This is a genomic window from Nostoc sp., from assembly GCF_036917615.1.
GTDB lineage: Bacteria > Cyanobacteriota > Cyanobacteriia > Cyanobacteriales > Nostocaceae > Nostoc.
Genome location: NZ_JBALCZ010000056.1, coordinates 44377 through 61292, shown reverse-complemented (window position 1 = coordinate 61292; position 16916 = coordinate 44377). Strand labels below are relative to the sequence as shown.

The window sequence follows — 16916 nt, the reverse complement described above, 5'->3', positions numbered from 1 at the left end:
AATTGATGCATATCAGTTAAACTTATACTGGATGCTGCCCATAATATGGCAAAGCCTGTGACCAATTAGGACACTTGCCCTCTTGCCAATCGAGATTAGCTAGTTCCAAAATACTTGTCACCGTCGCTGCTAACCCAGATTGAGCTTGAATCAGCTGATAATCAGTGTTCCAATTCGCTAAGGTTTCTTGCCATGCTTCTGGTGTGAACACTCTATCTGACAAACACACTTTTAGTTTAGAAGCATTTGGCTCAAACTGATAAATAGCAGCAAAAATTTGACCTCGTTGTGCTGGCATTTCCACAGCAAAAGTTTTTAGATTTTGACTTTTATCTGCTTCTGACCAAGCTACAGCAGCCAAAGTTGAAATCGCAAATACAGGAATATCTAACTGTTGCCCTAAAGTGCGAGCAGTGACAACGCCAATTCGAGTTCCTGTAAAGCCGCCAGGGCCTTTTGCAACTGCAATAAATGATAAATCTGCCCAAGTTTGCGGTTTGATAAATTCAATTAAATATTGATGCACTAAACTAGATAAATCACGCCCTAAATTCCAAAGTTGAGAGCGAGTATCGCCTGCAAAATTACTAATTGCTAGACCTAATTCGGGAGTGGTGGTATGCAATGATAAAGCGTATTTTTTGGTTGTGAGGTGTTTTAGTTCCGTTGTCAAAGTTATTTAAAATATCTATTTTTCTAGAGTTAACGTGATTTATTCAAGCATATAACATAGCAGTTCTTAATTGAATCGATTATACTTCTTTTCTTATGTTATGGACAGAATTCTCAGGGTAAACGTTTTGCTGTTTCAACAAAATCAGAACGCGTAGGCTAGCAAGAACCGCAGGCATCGCAAATCTTCACTTACTGTTCACTTTATCTGTGCAATCCTTGCTAGGATGGGGGATTTGGATTACCGCCTTGCTGTCTCAGTAGATAGTCCAAAACTCGGTCAATTCGCTCCAAGGCAGCACCCGTGCTGAGTTGAAACTCCTGAAACTGAGATTTTTGTGACTCAAAGTTTCGGTCAAGCTTTAGCATGAGTGCTTCTAATCGCTCAGTTCGTGCCTTTGTTTCCTCTATCTCACTGCCTGCCTTTGTAAATAGACGTTGCGTGTGAGTGATAAAACTATCAATTTTATCAGAAAGTTGGTCAACCTTTCCCCCTACCTGGTCAACACGTCCTCCTAGTTGATCAAGGTGAGATTGGGTACGGTCTTGTTTTATGGTTAACTCATCAAGCCGCCTGTTTGCTGATTCTGCGTAGCTAGCAGTAGACACTAGCAATCGCTTAACAGTTTCAAGTTCATCTTCTACATGGTCTAGTCGTTGTGTGTTGATCATGCTGTAGTCTTTTGGCTGGCTTTTTTATTTTCTGCGATCGCTTGAGTGACAATAACTTTTGTTAGTTATGGGACGCTTAAAAATTCTCTTGCCGCCCATTGTTCTAAGTACTGCCACTCTTGTTCATTTTCTATCAAGTCGGCACTAATTCACCAGGACGCAACTTCGACCATTTACCAGTTTCCCGCTTAAAGCTCAGACAACCAACAACATCCCATTCCATTTCAATTACATCCTCTTTTGTCCGAATGTTGACATTGATAGAAGGTTCATTCGGATCAAAATTTGGTGTTTCGGTCAAGTGAGGCTGTTGGTGCTGCCCTTCTACGGCATGATAGGTAAAACAGCGGTCTACATAGTGGCAGTTAACGCAAATACACATAATAGAACCAACTCCAGGGGCCTTTATTGTTAATCTAACTTAAACGCAACTTTTATTCATGAGTTGCTGGGTTGATTTTTATTACAATGCATAAATCAGTTCTTTCTACCCTAGCTCCGGAAAATTGGCCTTTTAGCTTAGAATTGCTGCCACAACCCGCTTACATGGTAGGTGGCGCTGTCCGAGATGCTATCCTTGGCAGAACTCGCGAATATCTGGATTTAGATTTTGTTATACCATCTAAGGCGGTAAACGTAGCCAGAGCGATCGCTCGTCATTATAAAGCTGGTTTTGTGTTACTCGATGCAAAACGACAAATTGCCCGTGTGGTTTTTCCCCACGCTACAGCTGATTTTGCCCAACAGGAAGGAAATAGTTTAGAAGTTGATTTGCACAGACGGGATTTTACAGTAAATGCGATCGCCTATAATCCCCATACACAAGAAATTATTGATCCCCTGCAAGGTTATCTAGACTTACAACAGGGCATTTTGCGAATGGTATCACCCACGAACCTAGAAGATGACCCTTTGCGGTTAATGCGAGGTTATCGCCAAGCTGCCCAACTAGGTTTTACTATTGAGCCAGCTACCCAAGCCGCAATTCGTTCTTTGGCATCACATATCAGCAAAGTTGCAACCGAACGAGTTAGGGTAGAAATTGGCTATCTACTCAGCAATTCTCAGGGTACTCCTTGGATTACAAGTGCTTGGGAAGATGGTTTACTTGCCCCTTTTTTCCAAAACGCCACGCGTGAAAGTTTGATCAAACTAGCAGCAGTTGACAATGCAGCTGCCTTACTCAGCCAAAATTGGCAACAATTAGGGGCACAACTGCAAGAATATGTCCGCGATAGTATCAAAACCACTTGGTTAGGTATTGCCAAACTTGCTTGTCTTGTCAACCCAGATCCGGAATTAGCAGAAATAGAGCTTCACGAACTAAGTTATAGTCGTGCCGAAATCCGGGGTGTAACCACTGTCCTGAAACTGTTACCGCAGTTTCAAGTAGTCGATATGTCGTTGCGAGAACAATACTTTTTGTTCCATGACGCAGATATTATGTTTCCCGCTACGGCAGTGCTAGCTGTAACACTTGATAATTTGGTAGAGGCGATGTCTGGTGACAAGCCACTACACACAGCAGTCGCTACAACAGAGGAAACCAAAGCCAGACGTTGCCAAGTCTTGGCACCTTTGATCAACCGCTACTTGAACCCTGATGATCTGGTCGCTCATCCCACTCCACTGGTGAGCGGGAAGGAATTGATTATAGCATTAGATATTCCAGCTTCGCCAATCATCGGCCAACTGTTGACAGAAATTGGCGTAGCACAAGCTGAGGGGAAAGTTTCAACGCCAACAGAGGCGATCGCATTTGCACGTCAGTTACTTGAGGGTTAAAGGTGATCCAACAGAGGCGATGCCTGCGGTTCTTGCTAGCCTACGCAATTTTGGCATTGTTCGGTAAGGCTGGTAAATCTACAACCCCAAGGGCATTAGGTGTCGCCTAATTGCCACAAAATCCCGCTCATTTAGTCAATCCTTGCAAGTATATGTATCACTTATGGTAATATTTGCTTGATATTATGATTGCCTTGCTGCGTTCTTCCCTAAAATTCAGCGCAGATAGACAATCTAATGGATTATACACCAGCCTATTCATTTCATGCCCTAATTAGTTGTCTGAAAATAGCCTTGTACATTTACTTAAGCACTTACCAGGAAAAAAGGCCTCTAAGTATTCCTGATAGGTGGAGTCTTTATGCCTAGCCTTTCTTGAACAGTAGGACTTACGCATCAAGTACGAAATGTAGGGGCAATACCTGCTCATTGGTGTCAACTTAAGCCAAAACCCTTTTCAAACCTCGTTTCCAGCCAGAGGCTGGAAATGCTGTTCATTGCGGCTCTGCCGCGAGTAAGGAAGGCGGAGCCTAAGAGTAGGCATTAAGAGTCTGCGACTCTTGACGAGACAATCTCTAAAAGCTAGTTCTAAACTGGTTTTAACGTTAAGTTGACACCTATGTACCCTGCCTTAAGCCGCAACTCTTGGAGACGCTCCGCGTAGCTTGCTTCTCCGTAGGAGTATGCGTCTAGATGAATTGCTCCTACGGAAAATCAAGGCTTTCACTGCCTTTTTGCGTAAGTCTTGAACAGGATTAACTGCTGATGAATGGATAGCCTTTAATTTTGGTCGTAGAACAGAATCTACATGATTTAGAGCTGCTTAATTCTCATTTAGGAATATTAAATTTTTCATGCATATGTACCAAACAAGTGGTGAGGGCTGTGATATTGGCACAAACTCATCAACCAGATTTAATCCTGCTAAGTATGATGCTATCTAATTTGAGTGCCAACCAAGTCATTGATGACCTCAAACACGACTCAAAAACTGCTACTATCCCAATCATTACAGTAACACCTCTAACAATGACACAAGATGATGACTCCACGATGCTGATTCTAGATGTCTAGTGTGGTATTAGTCGTATTACTAAATACAATAAATCACACAGGAAATTCATAATTAGCAATTAATCACCGCAAATTTAAAGATGACTTTAAAAATGATTGAATAGATATATTTTGTGAGAAAGTTAATACAAACGTATATTCACTGATCTCAAATTCATGGATTCTTTATCTATCAATTCCTTACTTGAAGAGTTGAAAAACCCGGATGCCACAGTCCGCGAAAAAGCAACCAGAGAAATCTGGCGGATTTGGTTTCAGCAAAAGGGAATCTATGGGCTGGAAATAATTGACCGCAGTCAAAAATTACTAGATGCAGGTGAAATTACTGAAGCCGAAACAGCACTAACGGTACTAATAAAAGACCAGCCAGATTTTGCCGAAGCCTGGAATCGCCGTGCTTTCCTCTATTACAGTATTGGTGATTATCAAAAATCTCTGGCAGATTGTCAGATAGTTGTGCAGATAAATCCAATACATTTTGGGGCACTTCACGGGATGGGTTTGTGTTATGCGGCACTAGGAGAATATGGTCAAGCGATCGGAGCTTTTCAACGCGCTTTAGAAATTCAGCCTTATTCGCTAGTGAATCAAAAGTTGATTCTAGAATGTACATTTAGATTCAGCTATAACGGCAGATAAAAGAGAGCATTATACTGTTTTATGAATCCGTCATCACCCTCATCAACAGCAATTCATCGCCTTAGTCGCCGCAATTTTATTCAATACGGTTCTATCTGGATTGGTAGTAGCATGATTGCTGCTTGTACTAACAGCAACCAACCGTCAACTAGCAATTCTCGGTTGGATAAAGTTACCTTTGGTACAAACTGGATAGCACAACTATAACACGGCGGATTTTACCAGGCGATTGCCACGGCTATCTATAAAGACTACTGTTTAGATGTCACTATCAAAATGGGTAGTCCCCAGGTTGCCAATGGTACTCAATTGTTGATGGGGGGTGCGGTATATCTATCTAACTATTAACGAATGTCCACTCTAGTACCTTGATGGGAGCTTCTTGTAGTGCTTGAGTTAGTTCGGTGCTACTCTCAAATTTCACCTGCCAGAGGTCGCAGGCTTCGACGTTGACTGTAAATTTATTGTCTTGGAAGGGCCAGGGTTTGACAACAACCAAGTTATCACTACGCTGCATGATGTCATAGCGCTGACCTTCAGGGCCCTTGCTAATTTCTAAAAACCGCTCATCGTTAGGTAGTTCCTGCTGACAGAGGATGAGAGAAAGGCGATCACACCATTACATAAATGCATAAGCGGTATCAACTTCTTCTTTTTCGATACCCAGTTCTTTACGCCAACGTTGCTGGTTTTGAAGTTGCTCATCTAAAAGTTTGTCTAGTTTTGAAAACTGACCCCGGCTTGGCTCATTTAAACGGCTGATGCGTAGCGTTGACAATCACAAATCAATCTCCTGATTCTCAGTTTTGATTTTGAGTTGAATTAATTTTTGAAGTCAGAAATGTTGAGGGGCGATCGCTCTGACTTTTTCAGTGTAGCTTTTGACTTACACCCATTTTCAAGTGAGTCTAACATAGTCCATTCGTAGGGGCGCACATCTGTGCGCCCCTAGAGTGGGTTGCATCCAAATGAATATCAGCAAATACTGCTCGGCTGAGATCCCAACTTGTTATAGAAGTCGAGAATCTTGCTGTTCACGAATGATTTAGGATTGCGAGAGGTTGGATACAGCTAAATTCTCCCTAAAAAATCTTTGGTGTGGGCAAACAACCCAATAATTGCAAAAAAAGGTGGGCTATTTGCCCACCTGATGATTAAAAGCTTTCAAGAATATGTCAAAATCTTTCAGCCTCCAATCAATTTATAATCTAACTGCAATCAATGGAATTAAGAATGACTTTCTAGGGGATTAGCAACATATTTAAATGTTGGTTCAGAATTCCAAGGCCCACGCTCATCTTTACCATTACCGTCTGTAGATAGGTTGTAGTAGAGAGCAACAGTTTCATCTGGCTTAACATTACCAAAGAATGGATCTGTCAACTTACCCAGTGAATCTAGAGCTTTCATAAACATCTGGGTATGAGAAATTTCTCGTGTTAACAGATGCACTAAAGTCTCTTGGGTTCCTTTGTCAGTTGCCAACTTAATCAATTCTTCGTAAGTCTGACGAGCGCCAGCTTCAGCTGCAAGATTAGCTCTTAAATCACGCACTACATCTCCACCCTCATTCAAATAATTTGCAGTCCAAGCATTACCTTGACTATCTAGAAAATGAGGGCCAACCCCTCGAATCGCAAAAAGAGTACTCTTATAAGCCTCTGTTTGATCCACATTTTTGGTATGACCTTCGATGAGTTTCCCAACCATTTCTAAATGGCCGAATTCCTCGATCGCAATGTCTTGGAGCATATCTTTAATTCCAGCATTTTCAACATGGAATGATTGAACCCAATATTGAAGTGCTGCGCTAAGTTCTCCAGTAGCTCCGCCAAACTGCTCTAAAAGTAATTGAGCAAAACGAGGGTTTGGTTCACTAATGTTAACTGCATGAATAAGCTCTTTCTTGTGAAAAAACATAGATTTACACTTCCCAAAATTATGATGTTACAGAAAGGATCGGCTATTTTATTGTCTCCTAGTATTTTTCCAGCACAGAGCTAATTTGATGTTTGATAGTTTTTCCAACTGGTGAACTAGAAGACTGATAAAATACAATAGTAATCTTAGTGTTGATAAATGCCAATCAGCCATTAGGCATTGCTGCTTCTGATTAATCCCCAGAGATAAATAGCAATAATTGCGCCGAGCACAGCTACTAAAATACCAGGAAGAGTTAAACCAGTGCCAGCCGCAGTAATTTGCAGAGTTCCTGTTCGTAACAAGGTAAACAGAGTTCCACCGACGAAAGCACCAATGATACCCAGAATCATTGTGGAGAGAGCTCCGCCGCCTTGATAACCAGGATGAATAGCTTTAGCAATCGCACCTGCTAAAATTCCTAAAACTACCCAAGCAATAATACTCATAACTGCCTCAACAATCTCTCTTATCTCTAAGTTATCAACTCTAACTCAAAATTCTTTCTACCACATGGGATAAATGCTAAATCCAAAAGTTAGATAAAAAACTTTACATTCCGATTTTGATGAAAATTTGCATTTTTTTATTTCTTAGTATAACTATGTTAAACAAAAGTATTTCTCAATAAGTTAGCAATTCTTGAACACATCAGTCTAGACCTGATTTTCTATAAAAATAGACACTGAAAAATTAATTAACTTATTATATCTATCTTAAGGAAGATGTAAAAATTCTATCTAACTTTTTGGAGATCCGATGCGTCAAAATCTGATTCATAAAAATTCCTAACGGTTTCATTAGCATTCATTATTGATGATTTTTAATTAGAGATAAATAATCAACCAATATTTTGCAAAATTTTTGTTTCAAATATTGATGATTTACTTAAATTGTAATTTTGAGCATCAAAATTAGGTAATAGCTTTGTGATCATTACTAAGAGTTCATTTTAAAATTAAAATTTTGCCAGGAGTTGATTATATTTCACTGCACAGGTGGCTGACAATAATTATTTTAACAATTGCAACATATTAGCTCCCCTCAACCGTTATTTTCAAGGTAGATTCAGGGGATAATATCTATTTTACCAACATTTGCAAAAATGGTATCAAATGGCGCGTGAGAATTTTGTCTCTCGCGTTCTTGTGTGAGTATCAAAGATGACGGCAATATTTCTGACTAGTAATCTACCAATATCTGTAATCTGGATGTGATTTTTTGATAAACTAACCAAACCATCGGCTTCTAGCGGCTGCAACACCTCTAGTTCCTCACAGAAATATTCGTCAAAATTGATCTGATATTTGTTTTCAATATCTTGTTTATGCAACTGAAAGTGAGACATAATACCCATGATCACATCCCGTCTGATGATGTCATTCTGAGTAAGCTTAATACCTTTACTAACAGGTAAAGCGCCTGCTGCAAGTGTCTGATAATAATCCTTTAATTCCTTGTGGTTTTGAGCATAAGCATCTTCTAGCATACTGATAGATGTAGCACCGAAACTAAATAGTTCTGTCTCAGCATGGGTAGTGTAGCCCTGGAAATTGCGTTTGAGAGTGCCATTACGTTGAGCGATCGCTAGTTCGTCATTAGTTTTAGCAAAATGATCCATCCCAATAAATAGATATTGGCTATTCGTCAATTCTTCAATGGTCATTTTCAGAATCTCTAACTTTTCCTCTGCTGGGGGTAGTGCCTCTTGAGGAATATTTTTTTGCGTCGGTTTGAGCCACGGTACATAGGCAAAGTTAAAGACAACAATTCGGTCAGCATCTAACTCAATAGTCTTTTTCAGGGTCTCTCGAAATGTCTCGCGGGTTTGATAGGGTAAACCATAAATTAAGTCTACATTCACACTTTCAAACTTAGCTTCTTTAATCCAACTCATGACATCAAAGAGCATTTCTTCGGGCTGGACACGATTAACAGCTACTTGAACTTGGCGATTAAAATCTTGAATGCCAAAACTAATGCGGTTAAACCCAATCTGTCTCAGAAAGAAAATGTAGTTTTTATCGATATAGCGGGGATTAATCTCAATTGAGATTTCTGCTTGTGGATCAATGTTGAAATAGCGATTGATGTTTTTCCATAAAAATTCTACTTGGTAACGATCCAAGTAATTAGGAGTACCACCTCCCCAGTGGATTTGCAGCACTTTTCTGTTTGGATCGATTAAAGCTGCGGTATTTTTGATGTCTTGAACCAAAGATTCTAGGTAAGGTTTAGCAATATTCTTATTGTTGGAAATTACGGTGTTACAACCACAGAAGTAGCAAGCACTTTGGCAAAAGGGGATGTGGAAATACAAAGAAAGAGGGGTTTTGCGTTGATTCGAGGCTGCGATCGCGGCCTTAAAATCAGTTTCAGTGAATGTTTCACTTAACTCTGTAGCGGGCGGGTAACTGGTGTATCTGGGTGCGCGAGTGTCGTACTTTTGGATCAGATCGAGATCAAACTTGACACTAGGTAATAGAAAAACCATTGAGTTGCTTTCCAATAAATGAGGGTAAGAGGAGTGGTGGAGATGAGGGGGATGAGGGGGAAATAACTAATGCCCAATGACTAATGACTAATGACTAATGACTAAATTAATTAGGCGCAGCTACTTCAGTACTACCTGAATTCTGAGAACCAGTGAGGCTATTAAACAGGACTTGACCGAGTGCTTTGATTAAACTTCCCTCTAACTCCTGAGCCATCTGTAAATTGAATCTAAAGGCATTATTAGCTTCTGCAACAATCCGTTCTGCTGTTATATCATCAATAGATAATGCATTTAATGCCTGATGATACTTATCCTTAAATGCCTTTTTGTCAGGAATTTGCTCAAAATTGTAAAAGGATGTGCCCTCGTAGCCAGAAAGCTTCAGGGCTGATTGAGCAACTTTTTGTAGCATTTGATAGGAGATTCACCTTTATTTACCGATTTCGGTTGATTCAGTCTACTTACTCAAAGCATATAGCAATCCCAAATGAGATGTAAATTTTACTGTTACGGCAATAGTCTGTAACTTGATAGATGCTACAACCAACGTTGTTTTTTAGCATAGACAATACTACTAATCACAATTAATGCCATCACACAGATTACAGCCGGATAAGCCCAAGGTTGATCTAATTCCGGCATATATTTAAAGTTCATACCATAGAAACCAGACATGAAAGTGATTGGTAAGAATATGGTCGAGAGGATAGTCAGGCGATTAATTCGTTCACCGGTTTTGCTAGCAATATTATCGCGTTGAATTTCCATTAATTCTGACATCCAGGCTCTCAGAGCTTGATATTCTTGCCAGAGTTTATCAACGTGATGAACCAATTCTTGATTGAATAGTTCCTTCACTGGTTGGGTGAGCCATTGGAAATCTTCGTGATCCATAATAGCCATAAGTAACTTGATGCTTTGAAAATTACGGCGTCCGGAACGAGTAGATTGCCTCATCGTGGCAATTTTTTGGTACGTTGATTCATTACCGGAATTCTCTAAAACTTCATCTTCTAAATCATCAAGTTTTCTAGAAATATAGTCAAATACAGTATCGTAATTATTCAAAAAATCTTTGAAAATGAGATAAAAAAGATAGTCCATTCCCCATTTTTGAATATCTAGAGTTCGTTTTTGAAGATTATTAGCTAGAATGCTTAAAATTTTTAGTTCAGTGATTTCAAAGGTGATAATAAAATTATTTCCAACCACAATATTGCCACGTGCAGTCTCAAGCTGGTGATTTTTTATTTGAGGAGTTAGAATTTCATAGCTGTCAAATAAACAATCTTCTACGTCTTCATCAATTCCTAGAGGGGAATGGTTGAAAATCATGTCAACACGAGATGGATTGAGTCCAAAGTGCTTGATAATTCTAGCGGTTCCAGTGCGATCGCGGAAGTGAATACAGCGCAACCAAATATTGTGAGAACCATCAATTCTTTTCAGTAGCGTATCGACATCCCTAGTGGTAAATAATTCTACGTTGTCTGGATAAAAAGTGAGGAGAGTTAGCATATAGCAATCCTAATTGAGTCGTCAAAAAACACGGTGACTCATATTGAACAATAATTTATTTGACTACAACTACACATAAAATGTCAAAGTCTACGATTTTTGATGGTAATACCATTTTATACAAACCTTGATACATATAGATTTTGGACATATTGGGCTAATAGTATAAAAGGAATAGTCCTAAAATGGTATTACTATATTGAGTCATAGCTTAATTTTTTTCTATTTTCCCAGATTTAGGGCGAGTAGTCGGCGCTGGTGCTGAATTATTTTGCAGAATTGCAATTTCTCTCTGTGCATCTTGATAACTATCTTGTTCCCCTTGCTGTTGGAATAGTTTTGTAGCTTTTTTGAAATCTGCGATCGCACCCTGTTTATTTTTCTGCTTGGTGCGAATCACACCCCGGTTATAGTAGGCTAAGGCATTGTTAGGATTAATGGCGATCGCTCGTGAATAATCTTGATTTGCAGCTTTTTTATTTCCCATATCGAGATAGGCATTACCACGGTTATTGTAAGCTGCTATATTATTAGGATCTAGTTTTAGCGCTTCAGTGTAATCTTCAATAGCGCCTTTATAATCTCCGAAAGAAAAGCGGTGCATACCTCTGTGAATATAAGCTGCAATAAATTTCGGATCAATCTGTAAAATAGTGTTGTAATCTTCAGTTGCTTCGAGTTTATCTCCCAGATCGCTGTAAACATCACCACGATTAAGATAGGCTTCTATGTATTTGGGATTGATGTTAATTGCGTCCGTATAATCTTTAAGCGCTATATATTTTTGTTTATTAATAGATTGAGTTAAACCCCTTTGATAATAAGCTTTGGCATCACTAGGATTAATCTTAATTACTGTATCAAAATCTTGGATTGCTTCAAGTCTTTGTCTGAGGCGACGGCGGAGAATCCCTCGCTGCAAGTAGGCTTCGGTATATTGAGGCTTGAGAGCGATCGCTTTGCTAAAATCTCCAATTGCACCTTTATTATCCTTCCGTTGAGTACGAGCTAACCCACGACCATAGTAAGCGTATGCATCTTTAGAATTTAACTTAATTGCTTGGGTATAGTCAGCGATCGCTTCTTTGTACTTGCCTAATTCAGAAAAAGCAAATCCTCGGTCAAAATAGGCATTAGCATCTTGAGGATTCAGCAAAATGGCTTGGCTAGAGTCTGCTTGTGCTTGCTCGTAGTCTCCTAATCGATAATAAGCATCGCCTCGCCGATTATAAGCCAAAGCGTTTTGCGGATCTAATTCAATAGCCTGATTGAAATCTTCAACTGCTCCTTCATAGTTTCCGGCGTCATATTTATTTACTCCCTCTTGATATAATTTTTGTTGAGCATCACTTACAGGTTTTGGCGACCTCAATTGCCACGCTCCAACACCAAATGTGATACAGCCAGCTACCCCCGCTAGAATTAGTAATAATTTTTTATCATGCTGTTTTTGCTGATCGCGATCAACATTTGTTATATTTTTCAGGTCGTCTAAAACTTCGGTTGCATACTGGTAGCGCTTACGATAGTCAAAACGCACCATTTTATTAAGAATTTTTGCTAATTTTCTGTTAATTTTTAAATTTTTGTGACGCCAAACTATTTCACCTGTCAGCCGATTTTTATGACCTCGGAAATTAGATATTTCCTTTGCTGGTAAACCTATAAGTGCTGCGATCGCAACTACACCTAAAGCATATATATCACTGTTGTATTTGAGATTGCTGTTCACTTGTTCTATAGGCATATATTCCAGACTGTCAACGGTATTAGTGATGGCTTCATTAAAAGTACGAAAATTAACCAAAACTAACTTTTTATCTGATTCCCGGCGAATAATATTTGCTGGTTTAATATCCCGATGAATCACGCCATACCTATGTACAATCACCAAAATTTCTAAGATTTCTGATAAAAGAGTAATAACTTGGTCTTCTCTCAGAGGTTGTCCCTGGATAATTTCGTCAGTTAAAGGATTGCCGGGGATGAATTCTTGAACTGTATAGAATTTTTCATTTTCTTCAAAATAAGCAATTAGCTTTTGAATTTTATCGTGTTCCTGTCCTAGTGTTTCTAAAGTTGCTGCTTGACTAGCAAACAAGCGACGTAAGATTGTTAAAGTTTGAGGATTGCTACTAGGAGGACATAACTGCTTTATTAGAAATTGGCTGGCACGAAGATTAACATCTTCAACTAGATAGGTTTTCCCGTTTTCCCCATCATTGAGAAGTTTTAGTATTCGATAACGTCCATCTAGGAAATGACTATTCATCAATATAAATATAGTCTTATAAATTGTTCGATTATAGCTTACGTGTTATTAATGTTAAAAATTAAAATCAGATAAATGCGTAGACTGTTACGGCGTGTCTCTACAATCTGCTTACCAGAACAACGTGAGTTCGACGAACCTATCCCACCTAGCCTCCCTCTCCTACAAGGAGAGGAGTCATACCAAATCTATCGAACTCACGTTAACAATACAGGTCGATGTTATGCCATTGTAAGTCGATTTTATGCCATTGCAGGTCAATGTTATGCCATTGCAGGTCAATGTTATGCCATTGCAAGTCGATACATTAACAATGCGGCCGATGCATTAACATTGTAGGTCGATGCATTAACATTGTAGGTCGATGCATTAGCAATGCAAGCAGAAAATAGTCTCCGTATCCACAGCCAAGAGGGCATTAGAGTCAGGTTTTACGCTGGCACGACAAATTTCTCACTACCAGCCAGTTCAAAGGCTGCATGAATGGCTTGCAAAGCTTTAACACCTTGCTCTTGCGCCACAACACAACTAATTTTTATTTCTGAAGTGGCAATCATTTGAATATTGATTTGTTGTTGGGCTAGCGCTTCAAACATTTTAGCGGCAACACCTGGTTGTCCTACCATACCTGCACCGACAATACTCACCTTAGCGATCGCACTATCTAAAACAACTTCACCCCATCCTAATTCTGCCGCTACTTGAGTGAGCATTTCTCTTGCATTTTCCCCATCCAGCCGCGAGACTGTAAAGGCAATATCTCGCCTGGGAACAGCATTAATAACTCGACAGCGCTGAGATTGGATAATCATATCAACGCTGATATTATGTTGCGCTAATAGTCCAAACAGCTTCGCCGCCATCCCTGGACGATCTGGCAACTGGCGAATAGCAAGACGCGCTTGGTTCAAGTCTAAAGCAACGCCGCGAACGGGAGGAGTGGGGGAGGAGTGAGGAGTTAGGAGTGAGGAGTTAGGAGTTAGGAGTTCTCCCTTGCTCTTTGCTTCGATCTCAAAGGCGGTGCGGAGTGCGGTGACGGCGCGATCGCATTCGGCTGCATTTACTACGCAACTTACTTTGACTTCGCTGGTGGAAATCATTTGAATGTTCACGCCTGCTTCTGCTAAGGTGGCGAACATCTTCGCAGCTACACCAGGACGGCCAATCATTCCCGCGCCTGCGATGCTGACTTTGGCAATGTTATGTTCTACCATTACCTCGGCTTCGTCAAATTTGGGGTTAGATTGACTCCTCAGTGCCGGGGCGATCGCTGCTGTTACTGCTTCTGCCCGTTTTAATATTGGTGTGGTGACCGTAAAGGCGATGTCATTACTGTTACCTTCATGAATTGACTGAATAATCAAATCTACGTCTACTTTTTGCCGAGAAATTTCGCCAAATAACCTTGCTGCTACGCCTGGTTTGTCAGGTACGCGCAATAAAGCGACCTTTGCTTGGTCAGTGTCAAATTCTACATGATCCACCGGACGAGCAATTTCTAGATTGATCAGCGATCGCCCTTGGGGTTTGGGTGATATTACCCAAGTACCGGGGTCATCCGTCCAGCTAGACCTAACTACAAGGGGAACACCATAATTACGAGCAATTTCCACAGCGCGGGGATGTAGCACTTTTGCGCCCAAGCTAGCTAGTTCCAACATTTCATTGCAGGTGATGGCATCCATCAACTGGGCTTCGGCAACTAAGCGGGGATCTGTAGTTAAAATCCCTGGAACATCTGTATAAATTTCACAAAAATTTGCTCGTAATGCAGCTGCGATCGCCACCGCCGAAGTGTCGGAACCACCACGACCCAAAGTCGTAATTTCCATCTCTCCAGCGCTGGAAGTACCTTGGAAGCCAGCTACTACAACTACTTTACCTTCATTTATATAACGATTTAGGCGAGTAGTTTCAATATGCAAAATCCGAGCGCGGCTGTGTTCTGCTTCTGTAACAATTCCTACCTGAGCGCCAGTCATTGAGATTGCAGGTTGTCCGAGTTCCTGTAATGCCATACTGAGTAAGGCGATCGTTACTTGTTCGCCAGTAGAAAGCAGCATATCCATTTCCCGGCGGTTAGGATTTGGAGAAATTTCAGTAGCTAGTTTGACGAGTCCATCGGTGGTTTTGCCCATTGCGGAAACCACTACTACCAGAGAGTTTCCAGCTTTAACAGTTTTATAAACGCGTTGTGCAACAGCTTGAATCCGTTCGACTGAACCGACAGATGTACCACCGTATTTCTGAACTATGAGCGCCATAACTTTTTATTTAATCAATTGTGCCTGCTTTCTTCAACGCTTCCGCCTGGTAAGGAAGCCTTCAAGCCTTATCAGTTATATAGTTTACTAAATATCGCGACGAATGCCCCATTGATTATTCAAAAACTACATCTTCGTAGAGTGTTACCATTGTTTCCTCAAAATCCACGCTGTTGAGTCGAAATGATTGATGTTCTGCTGTGTAAGATTGTAAAACCCACAACCCTTGCTCATTGCGTCGAAAACACTCAACTCGTTGACGCTTTGTATTAATTAAAACATATTCTTGCAGACTTTCCAGGGTTTGATAATCAGCGAATTTGTCGCCCCGGTCAAAGGCTTCAGTAGAATTAGATAAAACTTCGACAATTAAACAGGGAAATCTTTTATAACCTGGCGTTTCTTGATCTCGTTGGTCGCAAGTAACCATTACATCGGGATAATAAAAGCGATTCAGAGATTCAATTCGGGCTTTCATGTCAGCAATGTAAACACGACAACCAGAGCCGCGCACATGATTACGGAGGAGAGCGAACAGGTTTCCAGCAATGGTAACGTGTGGATCAAGCGCTCCAGCCATTGCGGAGATGTAGCCGTCTATATATTCATGCTTGATATTGCTCTGTTCCTCCATTTGGAGGTACTCTTGGGCGGTGAGGTAGTTTTGTTGGGGCGAGGCTATCATGGTTGAAACTTCAAGGTTTGAGTAATGCTGAGTTCGTCAACAGAGCAGTTAAAAATTAGGTAATAAACCCGCTTGTTTGCAAATCTCATTAGCAGTAATACGATCTATGGTACGATGCCGTTTTACAGGAAGAGTTTTTATATCATTAGTATAAATAGAATGATTTCCTCCTTCTCTTAATAAATAAAAGCCATTTACTTATAAGTATTTAATTATTTCTTTTCGTTTTACTGATACACTCAAACCTCTATAGGAATCTGTTCCAGCAAAAAATCACCTGTGGGAATTTCTTTATTTTGTTGACGATAGGCAAGAATCATTTCTTTTGTTGCGTCTTGCAACATAGCCCTGCATTCTTCTATGGTTTATCCTTCTGTGATGACTTTTTGCCATTCAATGAGTTGTCCCATATATCCGCTATTAGTTTTTGTATATTTTGCAGTGTATGTAACTAACATTGCTGTGTTTGTGAAGATAATTATATGATTGATGGTAGCTGATTTTTCGTTGTAGGGGCGTAGGTGTAGCCTGCCCTTAGACATTGCTCTCCATTATTCACAACCACATAACAGCGTAGGCGTAGCCCGTCGTAGACATCGCCTGTAGATTTACACTCTAAAATAGAGCGATCGCTTGTCGATTTACACTCTAAAGTAGAGCGATCGCCTTTACAACACCATCATTCCACCTCAGAACACGAAACTCCGAGTTCGGAACTCGAAACTACTAGTTCGGAACACAAAACTCCGAGTTCGGAACACAAAACTCCGAGTTCAGAACAAGAAACTCCGAGTTCAAAACACGAAACTCCGAGTTCGGAACACAAAACTCCGAGTTCAGAACAAGAAACTCCGAGTTCAGAATATGAAAGGCCGACTTCAGAACATGAAACTCCGAGTTCAGAACACGAAAGACCGA

16 protein-coding genes and 3 pseudogenes are annotated in these 16916 nt (G+C 40.3%); 5 read left to right on the top strand and 14 right to left on the bottom strand.

Annotated features, from left to right (window positions below):
* Positions 1-22 precede the first annotated feature (22 nt).
* The 3 genes from tsaB to V7K85_RS18520 form a co-directional block, all read right to left on the bottom strand.
* A complete protein-coding gene (tsaB, locus tag V7K85_RS18530; protein WP_334815298.1) occupies positions 23-673 on the bottom strand; it encodes a tRNA (adenosine(37)-N6)-threonylcarbamoyltransferase complex dimerization subunit type 1 TsaB in 651 nt (216 codons plus the stop codon).
* Between the two features lie 221 nt (positions 674-894).
* Positions 895-1344: a 6-aminohexanoate hydrolase gene (locus tag V7K85_RS18525; protein ID WP_334815296.1), complete on the bottom strand. Its 450-nt coding sequence runs from the start codon at positions 1342-1344 to the stop codon at positions 895-897.
* Between the two features lie 133 nt (positions 1345-1477).
* On the bottom strand, positions 1478-1726 hold the full coding sequence (locus V7K85_RS18520; RefSeq protein ID WP_273765271.1) for a Ycf34 family protein: 249 nt from the start codon (positions 1724-1726) through the stop codon (positions 1478-1480).
* 86 nt (positions 1727-1812) lie between these two features.
* Here V7K85_RS18520 and V7K85_RS18515 point away from each other — a divergent pair, with 86 nt between their 5' ends.
* The 4 genes from V7K85_RS18515 to V7K85_RS18500 all read left to right on the top strand — a co-directional run bounded on the left by V7K85_RS18515 (position 1813) and on the right by V7K85_RS18500 (position 5049).
* The gene (locus tag V7K85_RS18515) at positions 1813-3129 is read left to right on the top strand and encodes a CCA tRNA nucleotidyltransferase (protein ID WP_334815294.1); all 1317 of its coding nucleotides are present in this window, start codon (positions 1813-1815) and stop codon (positions 3127-3129) included.
* 876 nt (positions 3130-4005) lie between these two features.
* Positions 4006-4203, top strand: coding sequence for a hypothetical protein (locus V7K85_RS18510; RefSeq protein WP_334815292.1), 198 nt, complete (start codon positions 4006-4008; stop codon positions 4201-4203).
* 156 nt (positions 4204-4359) lie between these two features.
* Entirely contained in the window at positions 4360-4842 is a 483-nt protein-coding gene (locus tag V7K85_RS18505; RefSeq protein ID WP_334815290.1) for a tetratricopeptide repeat protein, read from the top strand.
* 21 nt (positions 4843-4863) lie between these two features.
* Complete coding sequence (locus tag V7K85_RS18500; protein ID WP_334815288.1) at positions 4864-5049, top strand: hypothetical protein; 186 nt, start codon at positions 4864-4866, stop codon at positions 5047-5049.
* 130 nt (positions 5050-5179) lie between these two features.
* Here the strand turns inward: V7K85_RS18500 and V7K85_RS18495 are convergent.
* From V7K85_RS18495 to V7K85_RS18465, 7 genes and pseudogenes are all read right to left on the bottom strand, one after another.
* A pseudogene (locus V7K85_RS18495) lies at positions 5180-5620 on the bottom strand (DUF3891 family protein); the annotation flags it as partial.
* Positions 5621-6069: 449 nt separating this feature from the next.
* A complete protein-coding gene (locus tag V7K85_RS18490; RefSeq protein WP_334815286.1) occupies positions 6070-6762 on the bottom strand; it encodes a manganese catalase family protein in 693 nt (230 codons plus the stop codon).
* A gap of 173 nt (positions 6763-6935) precedes the next feature.
* Entirely contained in the window at positions 6936-7211 is a 276-nt protein-coding gene (locus tag V7K85_RS18485) for a GlsB/YeaQ/YmgE family stress response membrane protein (RefSeq protein WP_334815284.1), read from the bottom strand.
* Between the two features lie 662 nt (positions 7212-7873).
* On the bottom strand, positions 7874-9256 hold the full coding sequence (gene hemN, locus V7K85_RS18480) for an oxygen-independent coproporphyrinogen III oxidase (protein WP_334815282.1): 1383 nt from the start codon (positions 9254-9256) through the stop codon (positions 7874-7876).
* A gap of 106 nt (positions 9257-9362) precedes the next feature.
* Positions 9363-9674: pseudogene (locus V7K85_RS18475) on the bottom strand (biliverdin-producing heme oxygenase); the annotation flags it as partial.
* Between the two features lie 122 nt (positions 9675-9796).
* Positions 9797-10777, bottom strand: a complete 981-nt coding sequence (locus V7K85_RS18470; protein WP_334815280.1) for a magnesium transporter CorA family protein — start codon at positions 10775-10777, stop codon at positions 9797-9799.
* A 211-nt stretch (positions 10778-10988) separates the two neighbouring features.
* Complete coding sequence (locus tag V7K85_RS18465; protein WP_334815278.1) at positions 10989-13049, bottom strand: tetratricopeptide repeat protein; 2061 nt, start codon at positions 13047-13049, stop codon at positions 10989-10991.
* Positions 13050-13124: 75 nt separating this feature from the next.
* Between V7K85_RS18465 and V7K85_RS18460 the strand changes: the two genes are divergently transcribed.
* Complete coding sequence (locus tag V7K85_RS18460) at positions 13125-13388, top strand: hypothetical protein (protein ID WP_334815276.1); 264 nt, start codon at positions 13125-13127, stop codon at positions 13386-13388.
* A gap of 92 nt (positions 13389-13480) precedes the next feature.
* Here the strand turns inward: V7K85_RS18460 and V7K85_RS18455 are convergent, their stop codons facing one another.
* The 4 genes and pseudogenes from V7K85_RS18455 to V7K85_RS18440 form a co-directional block, all read right to left on the bottom strand.
* Positions 13481-15313 (bottom strand): aspartate kinase, encoded by a 1833-nt coding sequence (locus V7K85_RS18455; RefSeq protein ID WP_334815274.1) that lies wholly within the window; start codon positions 15311-15313, stop codon positions 13481-13483.
* 115 nt (positions 15314-15428) lie between these two features.
* Positions 15429-15998: a Uma2 family endonuclease gene (locus V7K85_RS18450; protein WP_334815272.1), complete on the bottom strand. Its 570-nt coding sequence runs from the start codon at positions 15996-15998 to the stop codon at positions 15429-15431.
* A 48-nt stretch (positions 15999-16046) separates the two neighbouring features.
* Positions 16047-16181: pseudogene (locus V7K85_RS18445) on the bottom strand (type II toxin-antitoxin system HicA family toxin); the annotation flags it as partial.
* A gap of 182 nt (positions 16182-16363) precedes the next feature.
* Positions 16364-16540 carry a hypothetical protein gene (locus V7K85_RS18440; RefSeq protein ID WP_334815270.1) on the bottom strand — a complete coding sequence of 59 codons (177 nt, stop codon included), beginning with the start codon at positions 16538-16540 and terminating at the stop codon, positions 16364-16366.
* Positions 16541-16916 lie beyond the last annotated feature (376 nt).